The sequence below is a fragment of the Alistipes sp. AF14-19 genome, assembly GCF_003461645.1.
Lineage (GTDB): Bacteria > Bacteroidota > Bacteroidia > Bacteroidales > Rikenellaceae > Alistipes > Alistipes shahii.
Genome location: NZ_QTXM01000001.1, coordinates 324897 through 351600 on the forward strand (window position 1 = coordinate 324897; position 26704 = coordinate 351600).

Annotated in this window: 26 protein-coding genes; 14 read left to right on the forward strand and 12 right to left on the reverse strand. The window is 53.1% G+C overall.

The window, feature by feature from the left end:
- Positions 1–12 precede the first annotated feature (12 nt).
- From DWW03_RS01390 to DWW03_RS01435, 10 genes are all read left to right on the forward strand, one after another.
- Positions 13–285 (forward strand): hypothetical protein, encoded by a 273-nt coding sequence (locus DWW03_RS01390; RefSeq protein ID WP_004328668.1) that lies wholly within the window; start codon positions 13–15, stop codon positions 283–285.
- Entirely contained in the window at positions 282–740 is a 459-nt protein-coding gene (locus DWW03_RS01395; protein WP_014774665.1) for a DUF5675 family protein, read from the forward strand. Before DWW03_RS01390 ends, DWW03_RS01395 begins: the two co-directional genes overlap by 4 nt.
- Positions 737–1225: a hypothetical protein gene (locus DWW03_RS01400; protein ID WP_004328666.1), complete on the forward strand. Its 489-nt coding sequence runs from the start codon at positions 737–739 to the stop codon at positions 1223–1225. Before DWW03_RS01395 ends, DWW03_RS01400 begins: the two co-directional genes overlap by 4 nt.
- Positions 1226–1515: 290 nt before the next feature.
- A complete protein-coding gene (locus DWW03_RS01405) occupies positions 1516–2373 on the forward strand; it encodes a restriction endonuclease (RefSeq protein WP_004328665.1) in 858 nt (285 codons plus the stop codon).
- Positions 2374–2386: 13 nt separating this feature from the next.
- Positions 2387–2884 (forward strand): hypothetical protein, encoded by a 498-nt coding sequence (locus DWW03_RS01410; protein ID WP_004328664.1) that lies wholly within the window; start codon positions 2387–2389, stop codon positions 2882–2884.
- Between the two features lie 416 nt (positions 2885–3300).
- Positions 3301–3858: a flavin reductase family protein gene (locus tag DWW03_RS01415; protein WP_022061993.1), complete on the forward strand. Its 558-nt coding sequence runs from the start codon at positions 3301–3303 to the stop codon at positions 3856–3858.
- A gap of 21 nt (positions 3859–3879) precedes the next feature.
- The gene (locus DWW03_RS01420; protein ID WP_022061994.1) at positions 3880–6624 is read left to right on the forward strand and encodes an AAA domain-containing protein; all 2745 of its coding nucleotides are present in this window, start codon (positions 3880–3882) and stop codon (positions 6622–6624) included.
- A gap of 136 nt (positions 6625–6760) precedes the next feature.
- Entirely contained in the window at positions 6761–7939 is a 1179-nt protein-coding gene (locus tag DWW03_RS01425; protein WP_118406157.1) for a DUF6361 family protein, read from the forward strand.
- The gene (locus DWW03_RS01430; RefSeq protein ID WP_118406158.1) at positions 7932–9716 is read left to right on the forward strand and encodes a phospholipase D family protein; all 1785 of its coding nucleotides are present in this window, start codon (positions 7932–7934) and stop codon (positions 9714–9716) included. Before DWW03_RS01425 ends, DWW03_RS01430 begins: the two co-directional genes overlap by 8 nt.
- Before the next feature lie 137 nt (positions 9717–9853).
- A complete protein-coding gene (locus DWW03_RS01435) occupies positions 9854–12670 on the forward strand; it encodes a helicase C-terminal domain-containing protein (RefSeq protein WP_345784094.1) in 2817 nt (938 codons plus the stop codon).
- 87 nt (positions 12671–12757) lie between these two features.
- Here the strand turns inward: DWW03_RS01435 and DWW03_RS01440 are convergent, their stop codons facing one another.
- The 4 genes from DWW03_RS01440 to DWW03_RS01455 form a co-directional block, all read right to left on the reverse strand.
- Positions 12758–13537: a UPF0489 family protein gene (locus DWW03_RS01440; RefSeq protein ID WP_118406160.1), complete on the reverse strand. Its 780-nt coding sequence runs from the start codon at positions 13535–13537 to the stop codon at positions 12758–12760.
- Between the two features lie 91 nt (positions 13538–13628).
- Positions 13629–14714, reverse strand: a complete 1086-nt coding sequence (locus DWW03_RS01445; RefSeq protein ID WP_118406161.1) for a type II toxin-antitoxin system HipA family toxin — start codon at positions 14712–14714, stop codon at positions 13629–13631.
- Entirely contained in the window at positions 14707–15024 is a 318-nt protein-coding gene (locus tag DWW03_RS01450) for a helix-turn-helix domain-containing protein (RefSeq protein ID WP_118406222.1), read from the reverse strand. The genes DWW03_RS01445 and DWW03_RS01450 overlap by 8 nt, the downstream gene beginning before the upstream one ends.
- 199 nt (positions 15025–15223) lie before the next feature.
- Positions 15224–15793: a 6-pyruvoyl trahydropterin synthase family protein gene (locus DWW03_RS01455; protein ID WP_022062000.1), complete on the reverse strand. Its 570-nt coding sequence runs from the start codon at positions 15791–15793 to the stop codon at positions 15224–15226.
- A gap of 195 nt (positions 15794–15988) precedes the next feature.
- On the opposite strand from DWW03_RS01455, the gene DWW03_RS01460 reads away from it, so the two are divergent.
- A complete protein-coding gene (locus tag DWW03_RS01460; RefSeq protein ID WP_022062001.1) occupies positions 15989–16444 on the forward strand; it encodes a hypothetical protein in 456 nt (151 codons plus the stop codon).
- Positions 16445–16776: 332 nt separating this feature from the next.
- Here the strand turns inward: DWW03_RS01460 and DWW03_RS01465 are convergent, their stop codons facing one another.
- The 4 genes from DWW03_RS01465 to DWW03_RS01480 are packed head-to-tail and all read right to left on the reverse strand — an operon-like array spanning position 16777 to position 18729.
- The gene (locus DWW03_RS01465) at positions 16777–17502 is read right to left on the reverse strand and encodes a DUF5131 family protein (protein ID WP_022062002.1); all 726 of its coding nucleotides are present in this window, start codon (positions 17500–17502) and stop codon (positions 16777–16779) included.
- A gap of 2 nt (positions 17503–17504) precedes the next feature.
- A complete protein-coding gene (locus tag DWW03_RS01470) occupies positions 17505–17951 on the reverse strand; it encodes a GNAT family N-acetyltransferase (protein ID WP_118406162.1) in 447 nt (148 codons plus the stop codon).
- Between the two features lies 1 nt (position 17952).
- Complete coding sequence (locus DWW03_RS01475; protein WP_015547473.1) at positions 17953–18411, reverse strand: YqaA family protein; 459 nt, start codon at positions 18409–18411, stop codon at positions 17953–17955.
- 60 nt (positions 18412–18471) lie between these two features.
- Complete coding sequence (locus tag DWW03_RS01480; protein ID WP_022062005.1) at positions 18472–18729, reverse strand: hypothetical protein; 258 nt, start codon at positions 18727–18729, stop codon at positions 18472–18474.
- A 245-nt stretch (positions 18730–18974) separates the two neighbouring features.
- On the opposite strand from DWW03_RS01480, the gene DWW03_RS01485 reads away from it, so the two are divergent.
- From DWW03_RS01485 to DWW03_RS01495, 3 genes are read left to right on the forward strand one after another with little or no spacing between them, the layout of a single operon-like run.
- Positions 18975–19535 carry a Crp/Fnr family transcriptional regulator gene (locus DWW03_RS01485; RefSeq protein ID WP_022062006.1) on the forward strand — a complete coding sequence of 187 codons (561 nt, stop codon included), beginning with the start codon at positions 18975–18977 and terminating at the stop codon, positions 19533–19535.
- Between the two features lie 53 nt (positions 19536–19588).
- Positions 19589–20308, forward strand: coding sequence for an SDR family NAD(P)-dependent oxidoreductase (locus DWW03_RS01490; RefSeq protein WP_015547474.1), 720 nt, complete (start codon positions 19589–19591; stop codon positions 20306–20308).
- A gap of 2 nt (positions 20309–20310) precedes the next feature.
- Positions 20311–20706 carry a hypothetical protein gene (locus DWW03_RS01495; protein WP_022062008.1) on the forward strand — a complete coding sequence of 132 codons (396 nt, stop codon included), beginning with the start codon at positions 20311–20313 and terminating at the stop codon, positions 20704–20706.
- A 2-nt stretch (positions 20707–20708) separates the two neighbouring features.
- On the opposite strand, the gene DWW03_RS01500 is transcribed toward DWW03_RS01495, so the two are convergent.
- The 4 genes from DWW03_RS01500 to DWW03_RS01515 form a co-directional block, all read right to left on the reverse strand.
- Complete coding sequence (locus DWW03_RS01500; protein ID WP_022062009.1) at positions 20709–21749, reverse strand: nucleoid-associated protein; 1041 nt, start codon at positions 21747–21749, stop codon at positions 20709–20711.
- A gap of 119 nt (positions 21750–21868) precedes the next feature.
- Positions 21869–24976, reverse strand: a complete 3108-nt coding sequence (locus DWW03_RS01505) for a glycoside hydrolase family 2 TIM barrel-domain containing protein (protein ID WP_118406163.1) — start codon at positions 24974–24976, stop codon at positions 21869–21871.
- A gap of 550 nt (positions 24977–25526) precedes the next feature.
- The gene (locus tag DWW03_RS01510) at positions 25527–26051 is read right to left on the reverse strand and encodes a ferritin (RefSeq protein ID WP_022062013.1); all 525 of its coding nucleotides are present in this window, start codon (positions 26049–26051) and stop codon (positions 25527–25529) included.
- 187 nt (positions 26052–26238) lie between these two features.
- Positions 26239–26682 carry a PepSY-like domain-containing protein gene (locus DWW03_RS01515; protein WP_015547470.1) on the reverse strand — a complete coding sequence of 148 codons (444 nt, stop codon included), beginning with the start codon at positions 26680–26682 and terminating at the stop codon, positions 26239–26241.
- Positions 26683–26704: the final 22 nt, after the last annotated feature.

The window sequence follows — 26704 nt, forward strand, 5'->3', positions numbered from 1 at the left end:
CATCACAACATCATGGAAACTATCAAAAATATTCTGACCGCCATCTTGAAATGGCTGGGGAGTATTCCATCCGACAAACTCCTGCACCTCATTGCAGGTGCGGTAATCGCAGCCTTTTTCGCCCTTGTCATTCCCTATACGGCTGAAATATGCGTCTTATTCGCCGCCATCGCAGGGGTGGCAAAAGAGGCTTTCGACCAATACCGCTACAAAGGATGGGATTGGCTTGACTTGGCCTATACAATGGCCGGAGGTTTCATCATTCAAATTTTCGCGTGGCTATGAAACTACTTTTGAAACGCATCGCATTGAAGCCGACCTATACCATCGGCTGGCTCTACATCGACGGGCAAAAGGTCTGCGACACCATCGAAGATGCCGTGCGAGACCTGAACAAAAACGGGCGGTTCGACAATGGCGAAAAGAAAGTGTATGCCGCAACCGCTATCCCCTACGGGACATACGACATCACGCTGAAAGTCCAATCCCCGAAGTATAAGGATCGGGCGCAGTACAAATTCTGCGACGGCTACCTGCCTCGGCTGCTCAATGTGCCGGAGTTCGACGGCATCCTGATCCATATCGGCAATACCGCCGAGGATAGCGCGGGGTGCATATTGGTCGGCGAAAACAAGGAGGTCGGCAAGGTGCTGAACTCGACGGCGACATTCCGACGGGTCTATGACATGCTCAAAACGGCCTCCGACCGGGGCGAACCAATCCAAATCGAAATCGTATGAGAACGCTGATTTTGTGCCTTATCATCGGTTTGCTGTCGGCCTGCTGCCCGTGCAAACATCTGACGACCTCGACCGGGACGCGGGACAGCCTGCATGTCGAGATCAGGCATCGCACAATATGGATTCCCGACACGGTACGGGTGCAACTGCCGGCCGAGCGAACCGAGCAGACCGTCCGCCAAGATTCGAGCCACCTCGAAACCTCGGCAGCGGTATCGGACGCAAGGATCAACCCCGACGGGTCGCTATCCCACTCGCTCGAAAACAAGACGGACGATCGGGAAATACCGACGCAGCGGCCGATAGAATATCGGGACAGCATCGTTTATCGGGATCGGGAGGTCGAGGTTGAAAAGATCGTCGAGGTAGAGCGCAAATTGACATGGTGGCAACAGACGCAAATACGCGGTTTTTGGGTGACAATTATCATCATTCTCGTACTGCTCCGTAAAAAGATTTTTCCCTTGATTCGGAGGTTTATTTGAGGGCGCAAAGGCGAACAATACAGCCGATTATAATAATAGCTCCAAATTTCAGAAACTTTTTGTACCTTTGAAAAAGTTTTGATATTATAGCGTTTGCTATTGTTTTTAAGGTTTAGGAAATCGCCAATTTCACAACGGACTTAAAAAACAATGGTAAATGCCTGCGTTATGCGTGGGCATTTCCTTGTTAGTCCGTAGGTGTTTGGCGATACCTCTAAACCGACAGGAACGCCCACGCTTTTCTGTGTGCATATCCGGAAACAGCAGCGAATGTTTGATTTACGGATAGCATGAGCGAAAAGAAACCAACAAGGCAGGCGGAGATCGTATTTGCCGCCATGAAAGCAATCGAGGCCAACGGCGGCGAAATGAGGATTTCGGATATATACGAAACCCTCGCATCATCGTTCCCGCTGACCGATTATGAGAAAGAGGAAACCAAGAGCGGTGTCATCCGCTGGAAAGCGTATCTCAACTTCTATTCGATAGAGGTAGGCAAGGTCGGGTATCTCGTCAAAAAGAGCGGGATTTGGCATCTGACGGAAGAGGGTGCGAAAGCTCTTGCCGCCGGAGCCGGAGAGTTCTTCGCCGATTTTCACGGCAAGTTTTCCAAGATACAGAAAGAGCACGCGGTATCGGTCATCGAGGAGAATGCGGATCAGCCCGATGATTTGGATATGTTGCAAGGTCAGGCATCGAAAGGCATTCGGGAGTATATCATCAAAAAGAACCCCTACGAGTTTCAGGATTTGGTCGCCGCCCTGTTGCGGGCAATGGGTTACTACACGCCGTTCATCGCCCCGAAAGGCAAGGATGGCGGCGTCGATATTATCGCCTACCGAGACCCGCTCGGCACGACCGCCCCGCAGTTGAAAGTACAGGTCAAGCATTATCCGACCTCTGCAATCTCCGTCGATGTCGTCCGCAGTCTGCTGGGGGTTCTCGTGAAAGAGGGTGAGGTCGGCCTGCTGGTTACATCGGGGACATTCACCAGCGAATCCAAGAAAGAGGCCCGCAACGGGCATCGTTGCCTGCGTCTGATCGACATCGACGAGTTCATCGACCTATGGATTCGCTATTACGACCGCATGAGCGAGGAGGACAAAGCCCTGCTCCCGATTATTCCCGTTTATTTTCTGAAAGCATAAAACCATCATACTTATGAAAAAACTCTTATCTATTCTATTCCTATCCCTTTGCATCGCAGCTTGCTCCAAAGACGATACCCCAAAGCCGGAGATGAACGAAACCGTCAAACAGATTTGGCAGACTTTGAACGGCAGATATATCGGGTTCCATGAGGATAAGTTATCATCCGCCGGTTCCTATACGGAAACCATCGTCTTTCAGCCCTATTCCGAGCCGGAAGAGATCAAGCCGACGGTAATCCTTTTCCCGGATTTTACAGCATACGGAACCGCCGTCATAACCGACACCCGATTTGAAGAGATCAGCGGCTCATCGACCTGCTATTACTCAATCGACGTAAAATATGAGGGAGCAATCCCGACGATCTCATTCTTTGAATACGGAACGGACGGCGAAGTAGTAAACAGCGAAGATCAGCGCAACATCAAGGTCATCGACGCCTCCTCTTTCAAAATGTGGGATTATGGCTTGACCGAGGCCGAGAATGCGATAATCTACACCAAGCAATAGAAATCCAAATAATTCACTATCTTTGCGGTACTGATAGCCCCGTATCAGTTGCGTTGAATACCCCTCTCGACAGACCGATAGATCGGGCGTTGAGAGGGTTTTTCATTCGATTCTGTTACCCGTCTGTTACCCGGCCTCCGAAGTGGCGTTTATTGGTTACAAATAAGCCAATATATCATAGTGAGTTACAACCTATTTTAGAAAGAAGTAATAGATTTTGGATCGGAAAACAAATGAGACAACACCTTGACAAAATACTTCGGCCATTTTCTTTTTAATACATATCTACCAACAATATCCACTGTTTTCAGGGAAATAGCATCGTGATATCCGTTTCAAATCAAGATTCGGATTTTGTCGAGTCATTAAATTCTTGTAATTTTCGTAAAATTTACGGACTAATCTCACAAAGCAATATGAAGAAAGACTTTGGATCGAAGAGTTGGCTCTACCCGATGCCCGTACTGATTGTGGCAGCCTACGACGAACAAGGCGTGCCCAATGTCATGAATGCCGCCTGGGATGGCATGTTTACCGATGAGACAATCGGGATCTGTCTCTCCGCCGGGCATAAAACCACGAAAAATATCCTTGCAACACGTGCCTTCACCGTCAGCATGGCCACGGTCGATCAAGTGGCTGCCTGCGACTATGCGGGTATCGTCTCCGGGAATAAAGTCCCCGACAAATTCGCCCGGGCGGGATTTCATGCCACTCCTTCGGCGCACGTCAATGCCCCGATGATCGACGAACTGCCCATGACGCTCGAGTGCGAACTACTCTCCTATGATCCCGCAAGCTGCCATCTGACAGGACGTATCGTCAATATCTCAGCCGACGAAAGCATTCTGACCGACGGCCAAATCGACCTGCGTAAGTTGCGCCCGATCAGCTACGACCCCATTCATCTCGAATATATCGAATTAGGGACTACGGTTGACAAGGCCTTCTCCTGCGGCAAAAAACTAAAATAGCAAGACCTACCGCTATTCAGAATGTACGACCCTCGGGAAAACCGGATTATCATCGACGGAGAGGACAAAACCGACTCCGTCGAACGCTGTTGGTACACCTCAAGGCCCAACCGCTGCCAGGTCGTTTTCTGTAATTTCCCGAAGACCTACTCCTATGTCCCGAGCAAAGTGTTGTGGCTGAAGGATCCCGTGGTCTTCGATCCGCAGCATTGCCATCTGCTCCACAAAGGCCGCCGGATAGAGCCGCTCTCCTACATCGCCGCCTTCCAACAAGGTGCGCGGCGATTCTGGTATGTGGAATACGCCAACGGCACCGGAGCCCACTACAAGGGATCGGAGGTTGAACTTGTTCGGTCGTGCCTGGAGGAACCACCCGCACAGGATCGCTTTGCCTATCTGCGCGACGTAGCGGAGCTCAACCCTCTGGAGACCGACGACGGGCAGAAACTGCTGCTGATGCAGTATCAGAAGATCGACTTCGTCTCCGACCGTTCGGCGGCGGCCCTCTACCTGAATCCCGGCAAGGACTCGCCACGGCAATTCCCGACGCCGCCGCTCATCTACCCCTTCGGGTGCAACGCCAGCCAGCAGAGAGCCATCCAGGCAGCCTTCGGGAATCAGATCAGCATCATCCAGGGCCCTCCGGGAACCGGCAAGACGCAGACGATCCTCAACATCGTGGCCAATCTTGTGGTGCAGGAGAAGACCGTGCTGGTCGTCTCGAACAACAACTCGGCCATCGAAAATGTGGTCGAGAAGCTGGAGAAGCAGGGGCTGGGATTTCTCACCGCCCTGCTGGGCAGCCTTGAGCGAAAGACGGCCTTCGTCGAAACACAGGCTATCGAGAAGGCCATCCCGGCCGAGATCGACTCGTGGTATTCGGCCGAAACAGACTCTCCGGAATTCCTCCGCACCATCCAGTCCGAAGCCGAAGCGTTGCAAACGATTTTCGAACGGCAGGAGCGGCTGGCTCGTGCTCGACAGGAGTTGTCGGGGCTGCAAACCGAACAGCTCCATTTCGAGCAGGAGACAACGATTGATCCCACCATCACGCTTCGTCGACAGATGCCGTCAGCTCGGCTGCTGATGCTGTGGAACGAATTGCAGGCCGCAGTCGAATGGCAACCGAACGGACTCTTTGACCGATGGCGGGAAGCGGTCCGATGGTTTCTGCTCAAACGCCGGATCCGCCGCCTCTTCGACGGATTTTCCCGCCATCCGGAGCGGCAGGATCTCCAACGGCTGATCCCCCTCCTCCAGCGCAGTTACTACCAGGTTCGGCAAGAGGAACTCTCGGCGGAGATCGACCGAATTGAAAAGCAACTCGCCACGTCGGATGCTCCGGCGATGGTAGCCCGGCTGAGCGACGACTCGATGCGTTATCTGCGCAGCCGACTGGCCGCCCGCTATGGCAAGGGACACAAACGACCGATTTTCCAGCACATCACCCCCGAGCTGCTCAAGGAGTACCCCGTCGTGTTGAGCACGACCTTCTCTTCGCGGTCGAATTTCCGGGCGGAGACGCTCTTCGACTACGTGATCATGGACGAAGCCTCGCAGGTGTCGTCCGAAACAGGGGCATTGGCGTTGATGTGCGCCCGCAATGCGGTGATTGTCGGCGATTCGATGCAGCTGCCCAATGTCATCACCGATGCCGACCGGCTCCGCATGCAGGCCATCGCCGCCAAACACGCGATCGATCCCCGCTACGACTGCGCCGCGCTGAGTTTTCTAGAGTCCGTCTGTCGGGTCTTTCCCGAAGCGCCTCAGACGCTGTTGCGCGAACACTACCGCTGCCATCCGAAGATCATCAACTTCTGCAACCAGCGCTTCTACGGCGGGCGCCTGTTGATCATGACCGAGGATCACGGCGAGCCCGACGTCATCACGGCGTGGCGAACCGCCCCGGGGCATCACGCGCGGGGAGCGTTCAATCCCCGCGAGATCGAGACGATCCGGCGCGAGATGCTGCCATCACTCCCCTGCGAGCCGGCCGAAATCGGCATTATCTCCCCCTACAACGAGCAGGTCAATGCGCTCCACCGCGAGCTGGGCGGAGGCATTGACGTGGCTACGGTACACAAGTTCCAGGGACGGGAGAAGGAGGCCATCATCCTGTCGACCGTCGACGATCAGATTACCGCCTTCACGGATGATCCCAATCTGCTGAACGTTGCCGTATCGCGGGCCAAGCGGCAATTCACGCTCGTCACCTCGAGCAACGAGCAGCCCGACAGCCGCAACATCGCCGACCTGCTGGCCTACATCGACTACAACGGCGGCAAGATCACGGAGAGCGCCATCCATTCGGTTTTCGACCTGCTCTACGAACCCTACGCCGAGGCGCGGCGGGAGTTCCTCAAACGGCATCGGCGGATCTCGGAGTTCGACTCCGAGAATCTGACCTATGCCCTGTTGGAGCGGGTGTTGGAGGCCGACCCGGCATTCCGGCATCTGGGCGTCCTCTGCCACCAACCGCTGCGACAACTGATCCGCGACTGGACGATTCTCGACGACGAGGAACGCCGTTATGCCTTGAACGGTGCCACACACCTCGACTTCCTGATCTACAACCGCGTAAGCAAGCGGCCCGTCCTGGCTATCGAGACCGACGGCTACCAGTTCCACAAACAAGGAACCCGCCAATCCGAACGCGACCGGATGAAGGATCGCATCCTCGACCGCTACAGCCTACCGCTGCTGCGCCTCTCGACCACGGGCACCGACGAGGAGGCCAAGATCCACACGCTATTAAAACGCAATTAACAGAATTTATCTACTTGCCCACCCGCTCAAGAAGGTTATCACAGAAGAATCCTATAAACCTACACCCTACCAGGATCAGACTTGCAATACAAAACCAAGCTTTAAGAAACAATAAAAACTCACGACCTCCTCTTTCATGAAATTAGGATATATACATAGCAACAGGGAAGAACAAACCCGGGTCATGCAGGTACTGAAAATGACCTCGGAATCTGTAGCCCTCGACGAACTCGGCATTGGCCGTATTCGTGACGCTTTTTCAGACCGGATGTTCCCCGGAATATCCACCCTGCAGAAGCACATTAAATATTTCTCGCTCATGCCTCAACTCTACCGCAAGGCTACTGAAAAACGATATAACCGGATTTCAGAGGTGAAAACGGAAATTATACGGCTGGAGCGCATCATGACAAAGAATCTCTGTGAAGGCAGTACGGACACACGAGGAATTATAGGAAGCGAAGTTATTAATAAACCCGGGAACAACTACGTTAAATACGATCCTGCATACATCTACAATACAGGATTGCTCACTTTTGGAATCTTGCGCAGTCCGCAATTGTATGAACTTATTTACTCAACATCCAATGCACTACACAACGCCCCGACGGCAGCCAGGACAGATGACGAAGATACCAATAACGATGCTGATGACAGGTTAGGCCTGTTCCAGTTTTGTTCTTTCCCGAATGTGGATTATGATTTTACTCAAAAATGCTCCTTAGACCTGACCGTAGAGGACAAAGACTTCATTGTGGGTCACATACTAAATGCAAAAGCATGTCAAGGTACATTATTACGTTACATCGTAGATAATCCAGACTTTGCGATAACCGATAGATTTGAACAGATCCCATACCGCCAATTGCCACAGGAGATTGGAGAATTGCAAGACCTGGCCCGACGCTTTGCGGATTTTATATATATGGTGCACATCCGCTATAACTATATCTATTCGCAATACCAGGATGAAGAGATGCGAGTTGAATTTCAGGAGAAACTTGAAGAATACCGGGAAAGTGGGACCGATATAGACAAGGTACTGAATGCCGTAAACATACGGGAGGATAGCGGGAAAAGGTTCTGCGAAAAAGCTGCGGAACGCCTTGCTGCCAATGATATTGAAGAAGATGGAGGTCTGGACCAACTGATTATCAGCCGAGAACGAAATGTAAAAGGGAATCGCAGGAAAATTGGAAATCCTGCATACGTTTACGACAAGAAAGCCCGCATACATTACTATAAACTCACGTACCGATGGGATACGGTGAAAATCTTTGTTGACGAATTAAGAAAGGAGGCTATCAATGGCTGAAGCATTATGGAATGATATTGTCTATACGGATGTATTGCAAAGTGACGGCTTTGTGGTTGATTATGCCGTATGCACGACCTATAGTCTGGACATGCCTTCCTTATTGTCGGTACCATTTATGCTGGGTACGATGACAGATTTGACGGAGGCAACCATGCGTTCTCCCCACTTGATTCTTGAGACTATCAATCAATCGGCAGGTAAATTTGCAGTTTTTTGTAACGCCGGATGTATTGCAATACCGCAGGCCAACTCCAAAGTGTATTCACTTCTTGAGCAAAGCGTTGTGCAGGTAACACTCCAGGCGAAAGGCGGAGGCTTCATCAATTTTCATCCCAAAGTATGGATAATCAAAGAAACAAACCCGAATACAGGTACGCAGCAAATCAAATTGATTGTCCTTTCACGCAACCTAACCAGTTCTAACGACCTGGACGTAGTATGTGAACTTTCCGGAAAGATCAGCACGAAACAAGCTACTCAAAAAGCCCAAAGCAAACATAAACCGCTTGTGGACTTTCTCACATGGTTGATCGGAAAAACCGATAACTGTACTATCCGTAAAAATATGTGTTCGCTCTGCATAGACATTAACTGCATCGAACAATTTGATCTTACGGATTCGCCCTTTGAAGATTACGAGTTTTTCCCCATGGGAATACCTGGATATGATGGACATGCAGAATGCCTTGAACAGAGTATGTTGAAGCATGCAACAGAGATGCTGGTTATCTCTCCATTCGTAGACACACATATCCTGAATCAAATGGTCAGTTGCAGCCACGGAGCCAGAAAGACACTCATCACAAGACATGCTTCTGTTACACAAGAGATCATAAATTTATTTAATAACGAAGTGTACACACCCAAGGAGGTACTGACCGATAAAGTAGAAAAAGATGTAGCTGTCGATTTGCACGAGAAAGTTTATTTCATACGCAGACATGAAGGCCATCTTTACTATAACCATATGTATCTCGGTTCTACCAATGCTACCAAGAACGGATTCGGACGGAATGTGGAATTTTTACTGCACCTGAAGTTTGCCCCATATAAGACCTCGTATGAAAAATACCGGAGTGAACTGATTAACGACAGTAAAGAGTGTATGTTCGAGCAGGTTATTTCGGTACCTAAGGAAGACGGTGGTAAAAAGAATGTCACCGACGAACTGATATTGCGTCGTGCGATTGCAGCGATTCAAAAGGCACAAATCAGATCAAATAACGGCAGCTATACCATTACAATCCAATGCCTACCAAACAAGCTCCCTTCGGAATCTGTTTTCCTTTATCCTTTAGGATGTAATGGCAAAGAACAAGAGTTGACTGATGATCTGATATTTGAAGACATACCACTGGATTCACTGACAGAGTTTTACTCAATACGCACTGGAGATTTACACCGAGTGATAAAGATAAAGACGGAAGAAATGCCAACCGACGAACGGGACAAAGCCATATTCCGTTCTTTCATCAATACAAAAGGGAAGTTCATCAACTACCTGGCTTTCATGCTGACAGAAGATGTGGAACAATATATATTGGAAAGTCAACAGTTGGAAAAAGAGTTGGCCGAAGACAAAACTGCTGCTTTGGAACAGCAAATCAGCACCTCCCTTTATGAGGATATGGTAAAAATGGCATATAAAGATCCAGACCGCATTGCATCTATCCGACAAATCGTAGAAAAAGCGGACGAGTCTGTTATTCCAGACCATTTCGTGGAGATGTACAGCACATTTGAAAATGTTCTTAAAAGAATCAAACGCTTATAAGCCGGGAAATCAAAGATTTTCAATGTGCCACAGCAGAGCGCATTCTACATATCTATAAAAACTTAGGGCACCGTCGGGTATTGCTTGCCGATGAGGTAGGATTGGGTAAGACGTATGTGGCCAAACAAGTTATTAATTTGATTCGAGAATGGCATAAGCAGGAACAAGATGATTTCTTTAAGGTTGTCTATATCTGTTCTAATGCTAATATAGCCGACCAGAACATTGAGAAATTGGGAGTTGACAATCGGATGAGTATCAGTGAGAGCCGTCTGTCAATGCAGCATCTTTATATTAAACTGGCAGAAAAAAGGATTGCGAAACAACGCGAGAAAGGGGAAATGCCAGAATCGATCATTCCACTGACACCATCAACCTCCTTCCGTTTTTACAGTGCACAAGGAACAGCCAATGAACGGGCCTTGATGTATGATATATTATGCGAGCTCCCTCAATTTAAAGATCATAAAAAAGTCATCAGCAATCTTCTTAGTTGCAATGTAAAAAACTGGCATGAACTTACTATCATCTATAACGGTAAAATCAAAGAATGTGGCAAAGACTATCTTTGCGAGATGTATGGCAAGTTGCAGACAAGCCTGTCAGATACGATTATCAATCAACTGATTGAATATGCTCAGAATGGTTGCGACAATCGGCAACGAGCAGATCTGATTAACAAACTGCGTCGTATTTTTGCCGGGATCAGTATAGACATGCTCGATCCGGATCTGGTTATCATGGATGAGTTCCAACGCTTCAACTCTCTGCTCGAACAAAGTGATGATGAGCAATCCATGCTGGCCAACAAATTTTTCGATAACAAGCGATCCAATACCAAGATTCTGTTGCTTTCCGCTACGCCCTACAAGCCATATTCTACCCTTGAAGAGTTGAATACGGATGGAAATGACGAGCACTATCAGGACTTTATGAAAGTAATGGACTTTCTATATGCCACAAAAGATAAAACCGACCGATTTAAGTTGATATGGCATACATATTCTGCCGCACTGAAGCGTACTGATGTAGTTGATCTGACACCTCTCGTCTCCGCCAAAAACGAGGCGGAAGAAGCTCTATATGGAGTGATGTGCCGCACGGAACGATTTAATAGTGGCATTATAGACGATTCTCAAGTATGCGATGTACAGGTCTTGCCGGAAGATATTCTTTCGTTTGCAGAATGCCAGCATCTTATGGATTGTCTAAGCCATGAAAATAAAAAAATACACTTGGGTAATCTTCCCATGGAGTATGTCAAATCTTCGCCTTATTTACTGTCCTTTATGGACAAGTATGAACTGAAGAAGCAAATAGTTTCAGCATTGCATCATTTAGAGGTAAAGAAACCCGGTAAAATGAAAGCATTACTCCTCTCAAGAGATGCAATCAACAAATATCGTTCAATTCCTTTTGCCAGTGGCAAATTAAAGTATCTTCACGACTTGGTATTTGGAGTTCGCCATGAAAAGAAAACACATCTGCTGCTTTGGGTTCCTGCATCCAATCCTTACTATACGGCCGAGAGTGTATTCGAGTGCAACGAGGCCCGCAGTTTCTCTAAGGTTATCCTGTTCTCGTCATGGGAAATGGTACCGAGAATGATCTCCATAATGATGTCATATTATTCTGATTTATATACTTTTGGAGAGTTAACCGAGCCGAAGATAGGCTATGCTTCAAAAAAGAAGAATCGTTACGGTGAAGGCCGTTTAAGAACAGGCGGGCTATTGGAGTATCCTTGCCGAACTTTAGCGGGTCTTTTCTCTCCTGCGGAATTCTATGGAGAAAAACTTTCTTCAATCCGGAGAATCATAAAACAGCGAATTCAAGAAAAATTTGCCCAGAATACGCTCATACATACCCTTCCACAACAAGGACGAAACAACGCCCAACTTATTCTTTCCCTCATGAGAATACTGGATGACGAACCAGTAGAAGACTTGATTGGCTTGTATGTACCTTCGAATGCATTGGATGTGATGACAGATATCGCTATAGCCTCACCTGCAGTATGTGCCTATCGACAATCAGGCAATGAAGAAGATGCCAAGATGGTAGCCAAAGCAATCGTCTCAGTGTTCAACAAGCCCGAAAGTGCAGTTGTGATAGATCTGATGTACAACAAGAAAAATGATGATGATTATTACGAATCTGTACTTGATTACTGTGTGATAGGCAACCTGCAGGCTGTTCTCGATGAATATGCACACATGGCACAAAAAAAGGAACTCGGACATGTTATCTCGGATGCCATTATCGGTACGAGCAATCTTAGTATAGACACAACCGATTCTTTGGGTACGGATAAGAAAAAGCAACTTATGCGTTGCCATTTTGCAATTCCGTTCATTGATAAAACAGTCACAGACAAATCAGTCGCACGTACCAGCAATATCCGTAAGGCATTCAACTCTCCCTTCCGGCCATTCTTGCTTTCTACCACTTCGATTGGACAGGAAGGTCTTGATTTTCATTGGTATGCCAGAAAGATTGTTCACTGGAATTTACCTTCGAATCCGGTTGATTTGGAGCAACGCGAAGGCCGTATTAACCGCTATAAATGCCTGGCTATACGCAGAAATGTAGTAAAATTATATGGCAATGCAGTGTATCATACTTGGGATGATTTATTCTCTATGGCTTACAAAGATTTGAAAGGTACGCATTCGGATATCGTTCCTTATTGGTGCCTTCCTGTCGCAGAACTAACAGAAGAACAACGGGCTAAATTGGAATACATTGAACGTATTGTTCCGCTTTACCCTCTCAGCCGTGATCGATATAAATACGATCGCCTGATCAAAGTACTTGCATTGTATCGTATGACATTGGGACAGCCACGTCAGGAAGAATTGTTGAACCTTTTGAAAGATATGCACCTTTCGGATGAACAGCTCAAAGAGTTGACTATTGATTTGTGTCCATATCATAAAGAGCGTGAATCATGAAATAAGACTTTCAAAACCAATAAATTTCATTTAGCCCAATAAAATCTAAACTATTTTGGAGGAAAAGACCATTAATTGTCCACCACATTATAACCGCATTTCAAGAAAAAGTCGTTCTGCTATATAATTATATACTCTAATAGCATTCTCCCAACCGCCACAGCAATCAGGACTGAGAGCAATAGTAAGTACAGCTATTTTAGCTTTCTCTTTAACAATCTGGGTACATATAGATTCTATATACGTCTCTGTAAATAATTGAACATTATTATTAAAAAAATAATCAACATCCAGATTTACAATCCATAATCTTCCTTTATTATTACTAATCTGCTCTTCCAGTAGTCGACTTAAATCATAACAATTGATATTGATTGGATTAACTGGATATTCTTGCCATCCGTTATTAAGATCATAATAGCGATCGTATGGCTGAGTTTTTGTTACACTGCAGTTTTCGCCTGATACAAAATCATGACATACATAAACTTCTTTCATAAACCAATGAGGAAACACTGATTTCATGTGAAGTATATAATTATCCCAACGTATAGCTTTCACTGGAGGCATCACAACTTTAGGCGGTTGTTCATAATGTAAGGAAATATATCTTTCAAGCGAAATTGGAGTTTCTTCAAATAAGTCCTTCACAATATCATGCTTATCATTAGCGAGATCATCATGCTGATCAATATGACAAAAGTTATATTCTTTACGACGATCTAAGGTATTATACCAACACCACCCTGCCGCAAGATGATTGTCCATTACATAAGTACATCCTTCCTGATAAAGAATATTTAACGCACTTGAGCCGGACTTCAATCTCTTGAACTCTTCACGTTGTATATGCCACATAGCTTTCATTGTGCATAAAAATAAAATAAGAATCGCACATATCTTAAGAATCTAACAATCTTGAGTTTCTTTCGACTCACTAACACAGTTTAGATTCTTATTATTTAGTAGGAAGTATTTCTCGCAGTCTGTTAAACTCATAGACCGTCTCTTGCTCATTCAACCCGGCCTTTGCTGCCACTGCCAAAAGATCCTCTTTCCTCGGTTCGATACTATCGTTGATGGAAGTCGTGCGAAAACCGTTAATGCCATCGCTGGGCAACAGGTCATAGGCCGGAGCAAAATGCCAATCGCCATCCCGATGAATAAAGGCGAAGTTCTTAGCGTGGTCATCCTTGTTACCGATGAGATAATTGAACACCATCAGTCGATAAACTTTCCACAACTCGGCTACACTATGCGTCAGCACGGCGCACACTTGAAAAATATGCTTGTAGTCGATACTGGGCAACCGATAATCGGCACCGATAAGACCAGCCACGCTAACAACATGCAACTTACCTTGAAGCGTTCGGTCGAAACGCTCCACGCCGAAGTACTTGCCTTCGAAAAGCCGTGTATCAGGCATTTCGATTCCGCACTCTTTAGCAAGCAGCGAATAGCGGTATTCATCCACACCGATACTCTGCGGATCTCTCTTGGCTCGAAACTTGACCAGCCACTCTTTGCCTTCATAACGGGCGAAGATCTTGGGACGTGCGCCACCCGGAGAGCCACCACGATCTTGAAATTCCTCGATGCCTTTCCCCCTATATTCGTCGCTGCCCAATATCCGCTCTGCTTCCAATGCCAACTTTTCGAAATCGGCATAATCCTGTCGAGTCACGACACTATGATCCGGACGAAACTCCAGGGCCCCACGTCCCGACGACCCGACCAATGCAAGGCGATCCAGCAAAGTAAGCGCGCGAGGATTGATCCCCTTTTGTTGCAGGTATCGATCCACAATAAGAAGGCCCCATCCATCGGGCAGGCAATCATCGAAGACACCGAATCCCCCCTCAAACGGACGCGGTTTGGCAATAAAGACGCCGCTTCGCAAAGGCAGCTCAAAGGGAGAAATGGAGAAACCCGAACCGAGCCAATCGGGAGCATATTCAAATGCACACAACCCCTCCTTGGTCAGAGCCAGACGTCCCACCAACCGATCCGCAAGAAGAACTTCGATTTGTTTGATGCTATTCATTTTTCCGCCCCCGTTTACGCGTGACACTTTGCTCATTCAAGACATCATCGAGCGATTGATATTGCCTCTGCGCAAAAAGAGCATCGAACTCCGAAAGAGCATTCAAGGCAAAGCCTATCTGAAGCAGCCCCTTCAACGAGATCTCCCCCGTCTGCTCAAATCTGCGATAGGTTGCGAACTTGATTCCTGCTCTCACAGCCAAACCCTCCTGCGTCAAATCCAACTCCAATCTCCGAGCTTTGACTCTCGCTGCAATCCGCATGGCCACCTCACCTGGATTTAAGACATCAAACGCTATCATGTTATTCATAAATGCCATTTATACCACAAAACAAATAAAATAATATTCCTTACAAATATAATCAATATCTTCCATTTAAGCAACATTCACCATGAAACACAGACTGCGAAGAGAAATTTCCTTGCAACCGGCCGGAAATTCCCAACAGAATAAAAAAGTCGGGCTCCGAAATTCGGAACCCGACTACCCTATCCTCAGTGTGTGACGGCTACTTCTTCTTGCGATACCCGCACTTCGGACATATACCCTCCTCGTTGAGTGCAACGCCGCACAGCGGGCAGCGGTCGATGTCGTTCTTGGTCACGAACTCCGCCGAGGCTGCATTCACACCGCTCGTGAAGGTAATCTTGGCGATGTTGAGCTTATCCTTCAGCAGGTCGTAGACAATCTTGATCATCCCCTCAACCGTCAACGTCTCCTTCGTGACTACCAGACGGCAATCGGGATAGGCCGTGGCCAGTTCCGTCTTGAAGGCCGGGCCCTTCATCTTGTTCTGCGGGTGTCCGTTGCGGATGCCCTGCTTCTCGTAGACGTCCAGAACGGCCGGCAGCAGCGGATCATCCTCGCGCAGAACCAGCGTATGGTCGAAATTCCGGAGCACGTCCCACGCTACCTTCTGAATCTCGTTGCAGGGGTAAACCATGTTCACGCCCGCCTCGATGCTATCCTCCACCTCGATGGTCAACTTTCCCGTGTGGCCGTGGAGATACTGAGCCTCTCCTTGAAAACCGTAGAAACGGTGTGCATACTGCAGATCGAATGTTGTGATACTTCTCATAACAAATTGCGGTTTTAAGTTAGACATTCTTTTTCAGAGTTACCTGTACCTGTACTTTTCCGATCTCCTCCGTCGGGGTGATAGATGAACGACAAACAATTTGCCAATCAGAAAAATTGGCATCAATTTTCATAAACAAAGCGAGAATTCGAAATATTTTCCTAACTTTGGATTCAAGAGCAAATAGGCTTCACGATGGCTTTCAAGGTTTTCACGCTGCTGATAAACGGACTGGTTCCTGTTATTCCGGCTTGGTTCATCATGAACTCGCACCCGGAAACAGCGGTTATCAAGCCGTGGCCAATCGTTTGGACATTGCTCGGGGTCAACGTGCTTTTCATTCTGATCGCCTGGAAACACCTCGGATATACACGCCGGCAACGAGAAACGGAAGCCTTGATGTTAATCATCAATGCATTCGTCCCTTTGGCAACGTACAACTGGCTGTTTCCTGCCGAAACGCAGTTTTCGTTTCCCGTGCAAATTCTGCTGTACTGTTTCATGCAGGTTGTATGGATTGTCTCGATTGAAATTGCACCGGATTGGGTCGGACGCATCCGACAACGCAAAGCCGAGGAGCGAGCCTTGTCGGGCAAACAGCACTTTGAATCCAGAGAGGAGGTTCTGAAAAAGCACCAAAACAAGGCTTAAAAAAAGATCTCGTTCTTCCCGGATGAATCCCCGGTTCGGAGCGGGAAATGAACCTCCAAAATTCGGACTCCGAACCCGGGTTTTACATTTTTCCGAGAATATCGGACCTCTGAAATGAAGCGTCAAACAAGGTTTTGCCGCCTCTTTACAGCGTGCCTTTTTGCGGCATCTGTTAACATCGTAACTAACAGAAAATTAACGAGTTACAACGCTTTTCTGCATCGGACTGTAACCCGGTCCGGCTTTTGGGAGATTCTTCATGGAATTTCCGGACAAAGCAAAATGAGGCGTCACTGTTTGTTCGCCGGACCGGGTTCCTTCCGCACGTCTTTTTAGCGTTTGAGCCGATAGTCGATTCCCGCTTTGCGGGCCTGCGAGTGCTGGTAACGGCGGTGGATGCGGTACATGCGCCCGTCTTTTACGAACCGCGCCCCGGTCTGGTGGAAGCAGAAGGAGATGTCTGCCGCCACGCACTGTTCACGCAGCCCGAGCACCCAGGCGTAGTCGCACGGCCGGGCCTCGTTGCCCGATTCGCCGCCCGCCGAGACCTCCTCGACGGCGGGCGAGAGATAGCGTGCGATGTCGAGCGGTCCCAGCAGCGGGGCGCAGACGATGAGCCGGTGGCGGACCGGCGTCGCGAGGAACAGCAGCAGCCGGTAATCGGCCATCGCCTGATTTTCGACCGTGCAGCCGATGACGACATTCTCATATCCGTCGCCCCAGTCGGGCGGCAGTACGGCGGCCAGCCGGTCAATGCGCTTGGTGAAGAAGAGGAACCGCAGGTCGTGGCGGATGCGCATCATCTCCCAGGCCTCGGCACGCCAGGCGTCGGCCTCCTCCAGCAGAAAATCCGATGTGAAGCAGGTGTAGACCATCTCGCCGGCGGGGACCTTGAACCGTCCGTCGCGGCTACGGCGCACCGGACGGTCGAACATCGCCGTCTGCCGCACTTCGCGGCTGTCTTTGTCGTGGCGGCTGTCCTGCCGGTAGACATAGCAGTTGCGGCAGCCTTCGCTGATTTTCCGGCATCCGTGCCAGGGGTTCCACGAAACGGACATGGTTACATGAACTCCATGCGCAGGCGCACCATGTGGCGGCACTCCACGCCGTTTTCGAAGATCGGCGTAGGGCTGTGCTTGCGGAAATAGTCTACGTCGATGCCGCAGCGGACGAATCCGCAGCGTTCGTAGAGGGCGATCTGCCCGAATCCCGAATTGCCCGTGCCGATTTCGAGCAGGCGGAACCCCGCCCGGCGGGCCGTGTCGACGGCGTGGGCCAAAAGGGCCGTGGCGATGCCCTGCCGCTGACGGTCGGGCACGACGGCGATATTCACGACCTCGGCCGTGAAGGGCCGCGTGTGGATCAGCACGTACTGTCCGACGATCCGGCCGTCGTCGCAGGCGGCGTAGCACGTTCCGCGGCCGATGTAGTCGGCCACCGAGGCTTCGACCTCGTCGGCCAGCAGCAACAGTTCCCGCGAAGGGGTTTCGGTTTTGCGAATTTCCATATCAGAAAAGGGATAGGGCGCCCCGGAAGGTCGCCAGTACGACAATGTAACGCAGGGTCTTGCCCGCGAGCATCGCGCTGCCGGTCAGCCACACGTTGCTGCGCATCAGTCCCAGCACGATGGCGATGGCCTCGCCGATGGTGGGCAGGAAGGCGAAGAAGGCCATCAGCGCCCCGCGTCCCGAGAGGAATTTCCGCGCCCGGGCCAGTTGGCGCGTCGAGACACCCAGCCGGGTGATCCATTCGGTCTTGCCCAGCGTCCCGATCCAGTAGCAGGTCATGCCGCCGAGCGTGTTGCCCAGCGCGGCCGCGACGACGCATCCCACGGGATCAAGCCCCATGCCTGCGAGCACCACCATCACCGCCTCGGAGCTGAAAGGCAGGACGCTTCCGGCGATCAGCGCCGAGAGGAAGAGGCCCCAGTAGCCCCAGTCGATGAGAAATTCGGTGATTGTTTCCATATCTATCCGCACGGGGCTTTCGGCGGCCCGTGCAGACAAAGATAGCGATTTTTTCGGTTCCTACGCCTCCCCGGCCCAGCCGCGGATCACACGGCTGCGGACGTCGACGCCCATTTCGCGGGCGCGGGCGAGAATGCGGCGCGCCAGGGCGGCTTTCCTGTCGTCGGGCGCGTAACGGAAATAGGCTTCCGCCGCGCGGATGTGCGCTGCGTCGACGAGCGGGAATTCGCGCGTTTCGGGGATTCCGAACGCCGATGCGGGGAGTTCGCGGCGTTCTTCGACGGTGAGCCGGTCGGGAGTTTTGGTTTTCGGAGCCATGACGGTGTGGTTTTTCTTTCCGGGCGGCAAAATCCGGGCCAGCGGAGCGGCGTTTGTCTGCGAGGTGGCGTGCCGACGGCGTGCGAATGGCTTTCAGGGGGCCGGGTGCAGAGCCGCCGGGCGATCCGGCTGCCGGCGGCATACCGCCCGGGACCGGCGATCCAAAGCAGCGCGAAGGCCGCGAGGCAGAGCATGTTTGATGCCTTCGTTTGGTTCTCCCAAATTGATGGATTATCTTTACAGCCGTGAATTTCAACCGCTACATAACGGAGGCCGAATTTTCGGAACTCGCCGCCTTTATCCGCCGCGAGGGCGTCGTACGGCGTTTCGCCCGCGGCGAACGCCTCTCCGGGCAGGGACTCCGCAGCCACCGCTGCGGACTGGTCGTGCAGGGCGCTTTCCGTTACGTGCACGCCGACGCCGCGGGAGAGGAGCATGTCGTGGGTTACGCCTTTGCCGGAGAGTTCGTCGGCGACTATATCTCGATGTGCGTCGATGCGCCGTCGCAGGTGACGATCGGGGCGATGTGCGGCGCCGAGGCCCTGCTTGTTCCCGGCGAACGGCTCGAAACCTTCTACCGCACCGATGCCGCCTGCGAGCGGCTGGGCCGCAGGCTGGCCGAACACATGCTGGCCGAGGTTTACGAACGTCTGCTGGACCGCTATGCCGCCTCGCCGCAGCAACGCTACGAGGCCCTGACGGAGCGTTGTCCCGACGTGTTGCAGCTCGTTCCCCTGCGGGAACTGGCCTCCTATCTGGGCGTGCGTCCCGAGACGTTGAGCCGCATCCGCCGCCGTGTCCGCTGATTTCTTGATCTGCGTCAACGTTTTTTTGGGGCGCACCCGTTAACTTTGTTTCCATGAAACGAGCGATTGTCATCGGGGCCACTTCCGGCATCGGCCGGGCGTTGGCCGAACGCCTTGCGGCCGAGGGATACCGGGTCGGCGTGACCGGGCGGCGCGAGGCGTTGCTGGAGGAGCTGGCGGCCAGCCGTCCGGGCAGCTTTTGTTACGCCGCGGCCGACATCATGGACCCTGCCGCCGCCTGTGCGGCGCTGGAACGCCTCGCCGGAGAGCTGGGCGGCATGGATTTGTGCGTGGTCAGCGCCGGAACCGGCGACCTGAATCCCGGACTGGACTATGCGCTGGAAGAGCCGGCCATCCGCACCAACGTCGTGGGCTGGACCGCGGCGGTCGACTGGGCCTACGGCCGTTTCGAGGAGCGGGGCGGCGGCCATCTGGTCGTCATCACGTCGGTCGGGGGCCTGCGCGGCGGCGGTGCGGCTCCGGCCTACAACGCCTCGAAAGCCTATCAGATCAACTATGCCGAGGGCCTGCGGCAGCGGGCTGCGAAGTCCGGACTGCCCCTCCCGGTGACCGACATCCGTCCGGGATTCGTCGCGACGGAGATGGCCAAGGGCGAGGGGCTGTTCTGGGTGATGCCCGTCGACCGGGTCGTGGAGGGGATCGTGCGGGCCATCCGCCGCCGCCGTAGCGTGGCGGTCGTCACACGCCGCTGGCGGCTGCCTGCGTGGCTGATCCGGCACATGCCGGAGTGTATTTACCGTAAAATGGGATGATGATGAACGGATGGTTTCTGGCGGCCGGAGCGTTGCTCGCCGCCGCATTCTTCGTACACGTGTTTTCAGGCAACCGCTTCTACTCGGCGGCGCGCCCTGATGCGGCAACGGCCCCTTCCGGAGCTTACGAGGCGTGGCTGATGGGCCGCTGCGGCGTTCAGATGATTTCAGTGGACCTGTTCCTCTGCGCGGCTTTTCTTTTGCTGCTGGGGACGGGCGTCCTGCCGCGCAATTTCGCGCTCGAACTCCTGCTGCTGCTGGTGTTCGGCGGCTGGTGCGTCTTCTGGCTGGTGTCGCTGCTGTGTGAAAAAGCCGGAGGGCGTCATTACCTCCGGCTGTGCCACTGGGCGTTGTTCCTCGTGCTGTTCGGTTTGGTGCTGGGCGGCATGCTCGGGTAGTCCTACTCCTCCTCTTCGTAATAGACTTTGTAGAACTTGCCCTTCTCGTCCTCGCCCTGCTCCAGCAGGTTGCGGTTGCCGTGGACGTAGATGTGGAAATTGCGGTCGAGTTTGATGACGCTCTTGTACGACCGCGCCTGCTTCTTGACGGCTGAATCCGAGATGCCGAATTCGTCCTCGATGCGGATGTCGCGGTCCTGTTCGTACTCCTGGCGGAAGCGCGTGAAGCTCTCCACGACCTCCGGCTGGCGGATCACCTTCTCCGAAAAATCGTCCATCGAAAAGCTCTCCTGCTCCTGGAAATACTTCATCGTCTCGTTGAGCAGCTCGGCCTGGTCGGCCTTCGACACCTCGAACTCCTTCGAGAGGTGTTTCGTGACGTATTTCTTGCACATCGCCAGCGTGTTGTGCGTATTGTGGTAGTTGTCCTGCCGCTGGCGCACGCGCAGGAAGTCGTCGATCCAGTAGCGTGCTTCGGTGCGGTTGGTGTTGTCGACGACGAAGACCGCAAACCCCTCCTCGCGTTCCGTGTTGAAAATGACGGCTCCCTTGTCCAGCCGTTTGATGTCGATGCCTTCGCGGGCCGCGATGTGCACCCCTCCGGCCTGCTGTTCGACGTCGAGGAACGTGTCGCGCGTCTCGGACTTGAACAGCCCCAGCGCGTCGCAGCGTTCGCCGCCGAAATTGCAGTCCGAAAAGTAGGCCGTGTAAAATTCGCCGCCCTTGATCTGCGGGTGCATGCCGCTCTCGTAGAGGTGCTTGGCCAGGCTCACCGAATGTTCGAGGAGCGCCTCCGGGTCGTCGAAGATCCTGCATGCGAAGTTCCAGACCTCGTTGCACCCGAGGTCGGTCTCGTGGTGGAGGTTGTAGCACTCCTCGCTCTTGAAGCCGCCGAGGAAATAGGCCGTGAGCGTGCGCATCAGCCCTTCGTCGGCGACCTGTGCCGAGAGTTCGGGCGAGACCGTCAGGGGTTCGTCCTTCGATTTGTTGCCGACGACGTGTACGGCCAGCGCTTCGATGCGCGTATCTTCGGTGTATAACATGTTCGGGATCGTTTAACGGACGACAAAGATGCGCATTTTTTGTCTCCCCGGCAAGTCCTGCGGCCGATAAAAAGGCCGGAATCCGCGGGGGACTCCGGCCTTCGGGCGTGTGGCGCGGCTTATAGGCGGGTCGCAGGCGCGATCTTCAGGCGGAACGTGTAGTCGGCGTAGGGAATCCGGTATTCGGGCAGCGGCAGCGCGCCCCACGAGTTGACGCACGCCAGTCCGTACTGCACCTTGTCGAGGCATACCGAAACGTTCTTCTGCTTTTCGACCTCGGGCGAGTGTCCCTGCCGTTTTGCGGGGCCTTCGTCGAGCGACTCCTGCGGGTAGTGAAGCGCCGAGGCGGAGAACGGAGCGTCGGAGGTCACCGTAAGACCCCGTCCGCCGATGTCCGCGAGGTGCCACCAGCGCAGGTCGCTCTTCGTGCCGGTCTCCTGCGGGCGGATGTAGGGGTGGAACTGCTCGTCGACGTTCTGGCGGTAAAGTCCCACGAAGGCCGACGATTTGCGGTCGGCGTAGTTCTCGCCCGGTCCGCGGCCGTAGTATTGCAGGCGGTCGAACGCCTCGGGCATCTCGAAGCGCATGCCGAAGCGGAACATGTCGGGAACTTGGGCCCCCGGCGTGGCGTGCAGCGACTGTGCGATCGTGACGGCGCCCGTGTTGTCGACGGCGTATTCGATCTCCAGCGTGGCCTGCACCCCGGGCATTTCATAGCCGGCCTTCACCGTGACGATGCCGTCGGCCTCGGCATGGGTGAGCGTCTTGAGTTTCATCTCCGGCTGTTTCCAGACGGCCATTTTGTGTTGCAGTCCGGCGCCGAAGTCGTTGTCGGTCGGCGCGCGCCAAAAGTTGGGGCGCAGCGTGGAGCCGTCGGCCAGGAAGTCGAGCCCGCGGACTTCGTAACGGGTGATGAAGCCCGTCTTGCGGCTGAAGTCGAGCCGCAGGCCGTTGCCCGCGACGATCAGGAAGTCTTTGTGGTTGTCCGCAACGAAGAGCGATTCACCTTCGGCTGCGGATTTCGCCGCGGGAGCCGTGAAGACGTATTCGCGGATCGGCAGCTGGGCGCGCGCCGCGGTGTGGCCCGCGGGCAGGATGCCTTCGGCCGTCTTGAGTTTGTAGGCCACGTCGAGCAGCAGTTCGCCCGCCGCGGGCAGCGTGGCCGGATCGTAGGGGAGCGTGATGCGCACGCGCTGCTGCGGCGCGGCTTTCAGTCCGTCGACGACGCCCCGGCGGAGGGGCGTCCCGTCGCAGAGCACCTCCCAATGGAGGTCGTAGTTTTCGAGGCCGCGGAAGAAATTTTCGTTGAGGACCTCGACCGTATTCCCCGCATCGCCGGCCCACGAGGTCCAGACCGACTGGTAGTAGTAGCGCACCTCCTCCATGTGGGGGTTCGGAATGCGGTCGGGACCGATCAGGCCGTTGTCGCAGAAGTTCTGGTCCGAGGGATCGTAGGGATTCCAGTCGCCTCCGTAGCCGTAGACCGTCACGCCGTTGCGGCCTTTCTTGCGCAGCGACTGGTCCACGAAATCCCAGATGAATCCGCCCTGGTATTTCGGTTCGCGGCGGATCAGCTCCCAGTACTCCCTGAATCCGCCCATCGAGTTGCCCATAGCGTGGGCGTATTCGCACTGGATCAGCGGTTTGGCGGGATTCTCGGCGAGGTATTTCTCACACCGCTCGTAGCCCCAGTACATCGGGCAGATAATGTCCGTGTTGCGGCTGCCGGGCGAATAGACGGCCCGTTCGTGGTGAATCGGCCGCGAGGGGTCGTAAGCCTTGATCCAGTCGTAGCAGGCGTCGAAGTTCGGCCCGTCGCCCGCTTCGTTGCCCAGCGACCAGATGATGACCGACGGATGGTTGATGCTGCGCTGCACGTTGCGTTCGTTGCGCTCCAGATGCGCCTTGGCGTAGAGCGGATTCTTGGCCAGCGTCTTTTCGCCGTAACCCATGCCGTGCGACTCGATATTGGCCTCGGCCACGACGTAGAGTCCGTATTGGTCGCAGAGCGAGTACCAGCGGGCGTCGTCGGGGTAGTGGCACGTGCGCACGGCGTTGATGTTGTTCTCCTTCATGATGCGGATGTCCTCCAGCATGCGCCCCTCGGAGACGTAATAGCCGTAGTCGGGGTCCATCTCATGCCGGTTGGCGCCCTTGATCAGCACCGGCCGGCCGTTGACGAGCAGCTGCCCGCCCTCGATCTTCACGTCGCGGAATCCGATCCGGAGCGGAATGACCTCGATCACTTCGCCCGCCGGCGCGCGGAGCGTCGCCGTCAGTCCGTACAGCACGGGCGTCTCGGCGCTCCACAGGGCGACTTTCCCGGCGTCGAGCGTGCAGCGCTCCTCGTCCTTCGTGACGCGCAGCTGCTGCGACGCGACGCTGCGCCCTTGGGCGTCGGTGAGCGCCAGTTCGACGCTGCATCCCCGCGCCTGCCTGGGGAAGAAGGCTTTGACGGCTACCGTTCCCGCGGTGTAGTTGGCCGAAGGCGCGGCGTCGACCTGAATGTCCGTAATTTGCCGTTTGTCGCGCGCGTAGAGGTAGCAGTCGCGGCCCACGCCCGAAAGGCGGAAGAAGTCCTGATCTTCGAGGTATGTGCCGTCGCACCAGCGGAAGACCTGGAACGCGATGAGATTCCGGCCGGGTTTCACGTAGGGCGTCAGGTCGAACTCGGCCTCCAGCTTGCTGTCCTCGCTGTAACCCACATAGCGGCCGTTGACCCAGAGGTAGATGTTCGACGTCACCGAGCCGAAATGCGCGACGATCTGCCTGCCGGCCCATGCCGCGGGGATGTCGACCGTACGGCGGTAGGAACCCACGTGGTTCTGCTCGACGGGAACGTGCGGCGGATCGTTTTTGAACCAGCCCCGCCAGGCGTAACCGACGTTGAGGTAGACCGGATCGCCGTATCCGTTCAGCTCCCAGAGTCCCGGCACGGGCATGTCGTTCCAGCCTTTGTCGTTGTAGCCGACGCGGAAAAAGTCCGTCGGTCGCTGGTCGGCGTCGCGCACCCAGTTGAATTTCCAGTTTCCGTTCAGCGTGACGAACCGCTCCGAGAGGGTCTTGTCGCCCGTTTGTGCGGCTTCCGGCGATTCGTACGCGAACCAGGAGCCATGCATCGGCATTCGGTTCACGGCATTCACGCCGGCGTCCTGCCATTCGTTGCTCTGCGCGCCGGCCGTCAGCGCCGTCGCCGCGGCCAGCCAGCATAAGAGGATTTTCTTCATCGGTTATCTCTGTTTTTAAGGTTTAGGCATAGTCTGCCGAAGCGGTTTCCGCTGTGCCGGATGTCCGGCGCGGTCCGATCGGTTAAATTTCGGAAAAATGTCGGGAAACTCCAAATATGGCGGCTGAAAAAGACGACAGCCGTATTGTTCCGGTGCATTTTTGCCGGGTGACGGTTATTTCCAGTCATGTACCTGGTCCGTTCTCACGCCGCCGCCCGCAGGGCAGTCCTCCTATAAAAAAGCAAGGACGCAGGTACAACCCCTACAGTCGGCCCGTTACAGCCTTATGATGGTAGTTGCCCTTACGCCCAAGCCTGTCCCCCACCCGAACGGGCAGGGACAAGGCTCAAGTTTCAGACAAATATTACACCATCATAAAAACTGCCGTATTTCTACAACAGGTAACGGTTTACTGTAGGTATAAAGGTTTGTCTTAACCTTTGTTTCTATTTTCTATTGCGAAGATAGTCAAATAATCCGACTAACCAAAAAATCCGGCCCCCTTTCGGAGGCCGGACCCACTATAAATAACTATGACAAAAACTTTCGTTTATGCGTTGGCGGTCGCCAGCGGCGAAGCCTGCGTGTAGGTGCGGGCGGCCAGCTCCTTGTCGAGCATGTACAGCCCGAACTTGTTGCCTTCGACGGCCTCGCAGGCGGTGATCATCTCGCGTGCCGACTCCTCCTCCTCGACCTGCTCGTCGACGAACCAGACGAGCATGTTCGACGAAGCGTAATCCTTGTCCTCGGCGGCGATGGCGGCCAGATTGTTGATCATGGCCGTAACCTCCTTCTCATGGACCAGCGTGTCCTGGAACATCTCCAGCGGCGAAGTCCAAGCAGTGCGCACCTCCTCGATCGGGAGCAGCTTCACCTCGGCGTCGCGCGAGAGAATGTAGTTCATAAAGATCCGCGCATGGTCCTGCTCCTCCTGGAACTGTACGTAGAACCAGTTGGCGACACCCTTCAGCCCCTTGGCCTCGGCGTCCATCGACATCGAAAGATAGAGATAGGCCGACCAAAGCTCGGCATTGATCTGCGCGTTCATCGCTTCGTGTAATTTCTTGCTTAACATAACTGTATTGTTTTAAGTTTGCGGTTTATCATCGTTCGTGATACAAATATACAATAGTTTTTCGTGATTTGTATCAAAATAGTCATCAAATTATTTTATATCGAAATGGCGAGACATTATAAAACAAAATAGACGGCGTCCGAATACGTATTCGGGCGCCGTCGGATGGTTTTCAGCGGAATGCGGATCAGTCGTCGATCTCGATCAGGCGGAACTGAAGGTCGAATTTCAGGTCGAGACCGTTGTCGAGCTTCACCTCCCAGTCGCGCTTGTCGCGGTCGATCGAGACGATCTTGCGGCCTGCGAAGTTCTTGGCGACATAGTCGCGGATCTGCTGCGGAACGATGGCTGCGGGAACCTCGCCGTACTTGCAGTCGACCTCCTTCCACGCTCCGTCCTTGGCGAACTCGACCTTCGAGCCGTTGACGAAGACCACCTTGTAATCCTTGTCGAACAGCTCCTCGTCGACTTTGGCGTAGGAGACCTCGACAGCCTTGAAGTGGGTCTGGACGAACTGTTGCGCAACGGCGGGAAGTTCGCCGACGGTGATGATCCGGTCTTTACCGGCGAAAGCGGGAACCGAAGAGGCCATGACGGCCAGCGAAGCGAGAAGAATCGTGAACTTTTTCATAATCGTAGTGTTTTAATTGAAT

Bases quoted from the DNA above. Each gene is read 5' to 3' on its own strand.
- DWW03_RS01390 (WP_004328668.1), top strand. From the start codon at position 13: ATGGAAACTATCAAAAATATTCTGACCGCCATCTTGAAATGGCTGGGG.
- DWW03_RS01395 (WP_014774665.1), top strand. From the start codon at position 282: ATGAAACTACTTTTGAAACGCATCGCATTGAAGCCGACCTATACCATC.
- DWW03_RS01400 (WP_004328666.1), top strand. From the start codon at position 737: ATGAGAACGCTGATTTTGTGCCTTATCATCGGTTTGCTGTCGGCCTGC.
- DWW03_RS01405 (WP_004328665.1), top strand. From the start codon at position 1,516: ATGAGCGAAAAGAAACCAACAAGGCAGGCGGAGATCGTATTTGCCGCC.
- DWW03_RS01410 (WP_004328664.1), top strand. From the start codon at position 2,387: ATGAAAAAACTCTTATCTATTCTATTCCTATCCCTTTGCATCGCAGCT.
- DWW03_RS01415 (WP_022061993.1), top strand. From the start codon at position 3,301: ATGAAGAAAGACTTTGGATCGAAGAGTTGGCTCTACCCGATGCCCGTA.
- DWW03_RS01420 (WP_022061994.1), top strand. From the start codon at position 3,880: ATGTACGACCCTCGGGAAAACCGGATTATCATCGACGGAGAGGACAAA.
- DWW03_RS01425 (WP_118406157.1), top strand. From the start codon at position 6,761: ATGAAATTAGGATATATACATAGCAACAGGGAAGAACAAACCCGGGTC.
- DWW03_RS01430 (WP_118406158.1), top strand. From the start codon at position 7,932: ATGGCTGAAGCATTATGGAATGATATTGTCTATACGGATGTATTGCAA.
- DWW03_RS01440 (WP_118406160.1), bottom strand. From the start codon at position 13,537: ATGAAAGCTATGTGGCATATACAACGTGAAGAGTTCAAGAGATTGAAG.
- DWW03_RS01445 (WP_118406161.1), bottom strand. From the start codon at position 14,714: ATGAATAGCATCAAACAAATCGAAGTTCTTCTTGCGGATCGGTTGGTG.
- DWW03_RS01450 (WP_118406222.1), bottom strand. From the start codon at position 15,024: ATGAATAACATGATAGCGTTTGATGTCTTAAATCCAGGTGAGGTGGCC.
- DWW03_RS01455 (WP_022062000.1), bottom strand. From the start codon at position 15,793: ATGAGAAGTATCACAACATTCGATCTGCAGTATGCACACCGTTTCTAC.
- DWW03_RS01460 (WP_022062001.1), top strand. From the start codon at position 15,989: ATGGCTTTCAAGGTTTTCACGCTGCTGATAAACGGACTGGTTCCTGTT.
- DWW03_RS01465 (WP_022062002.1), bottom strand. From the start codon at position 17,502: ATGTCCGTTTCGTGGAACCCCTGGCACGGATGCCGGAAAATCAGCGAA.
- DWW03_RS01470 (WP_118406162.1), bottom strand. From the start codon at position 17,951: ATGGAAATTCGCAAAACCGAAACCCCTTCGCGGGAACTGTTGCTGCTG.
- DWW03_RS01475 (WP_015547473.1), bottom strand. From the start codon at position 18,411: ATGGAAACAATCACCGAATTTCTCATCGACTGGGGCTACTGGGGCCTC.
- DWW03_RS01480 (WP_022062005.1), bottom strand. From the start codon at position 18,729: ATGGCTCCGAAAACCAAAACTCCCGACCGGCTCACCGTCGAAGAACGC.
- DWW03_RS01490 (WP_015547474.1), top strand. From the start codon at position 19,589: ATGAAACGAGCGATTGTCATCGGGGCCACTTCCGGCATCGGCCGGGCG.
- DWW03_RS01495 (WP_022062008.1), top strand. From the start codon at position 20,311: ATGAACGGATGGTTTCTGGCGGCCGGAGCGTTGCTCGCCGCCGCATTC.
- DWW03_RS01500 (WP_022062009.1), bottom strand. From the start codon at position 21,749: ATGTTATACACCGAAGATACGCGCATCGAAGCGCTGGCCGTACACGTC.
- DWW03_RS01505 (WP_118406163.1), bottom strand. From the start codon at position 24,976: ATGAAGAAAATCCTCTTATGCTGGCTGGCCGCGGCGACGGCGCTGACG.
- DWW03_RS01510 (WP_022062013.1), bottom strand. From the start codon at position 26,051: ATGTTAAGCAAGAAATTACACGAAGCGATGAACGCGCAGATCAATGCC.
- DWW03_RS01515 (WP_015547470.1), bottom strand. From the start codon at position 26,682: ATGAAAAAGTTCACGATTCTTCTCGCTTCGCTGGCCGTCATGGCCTCT.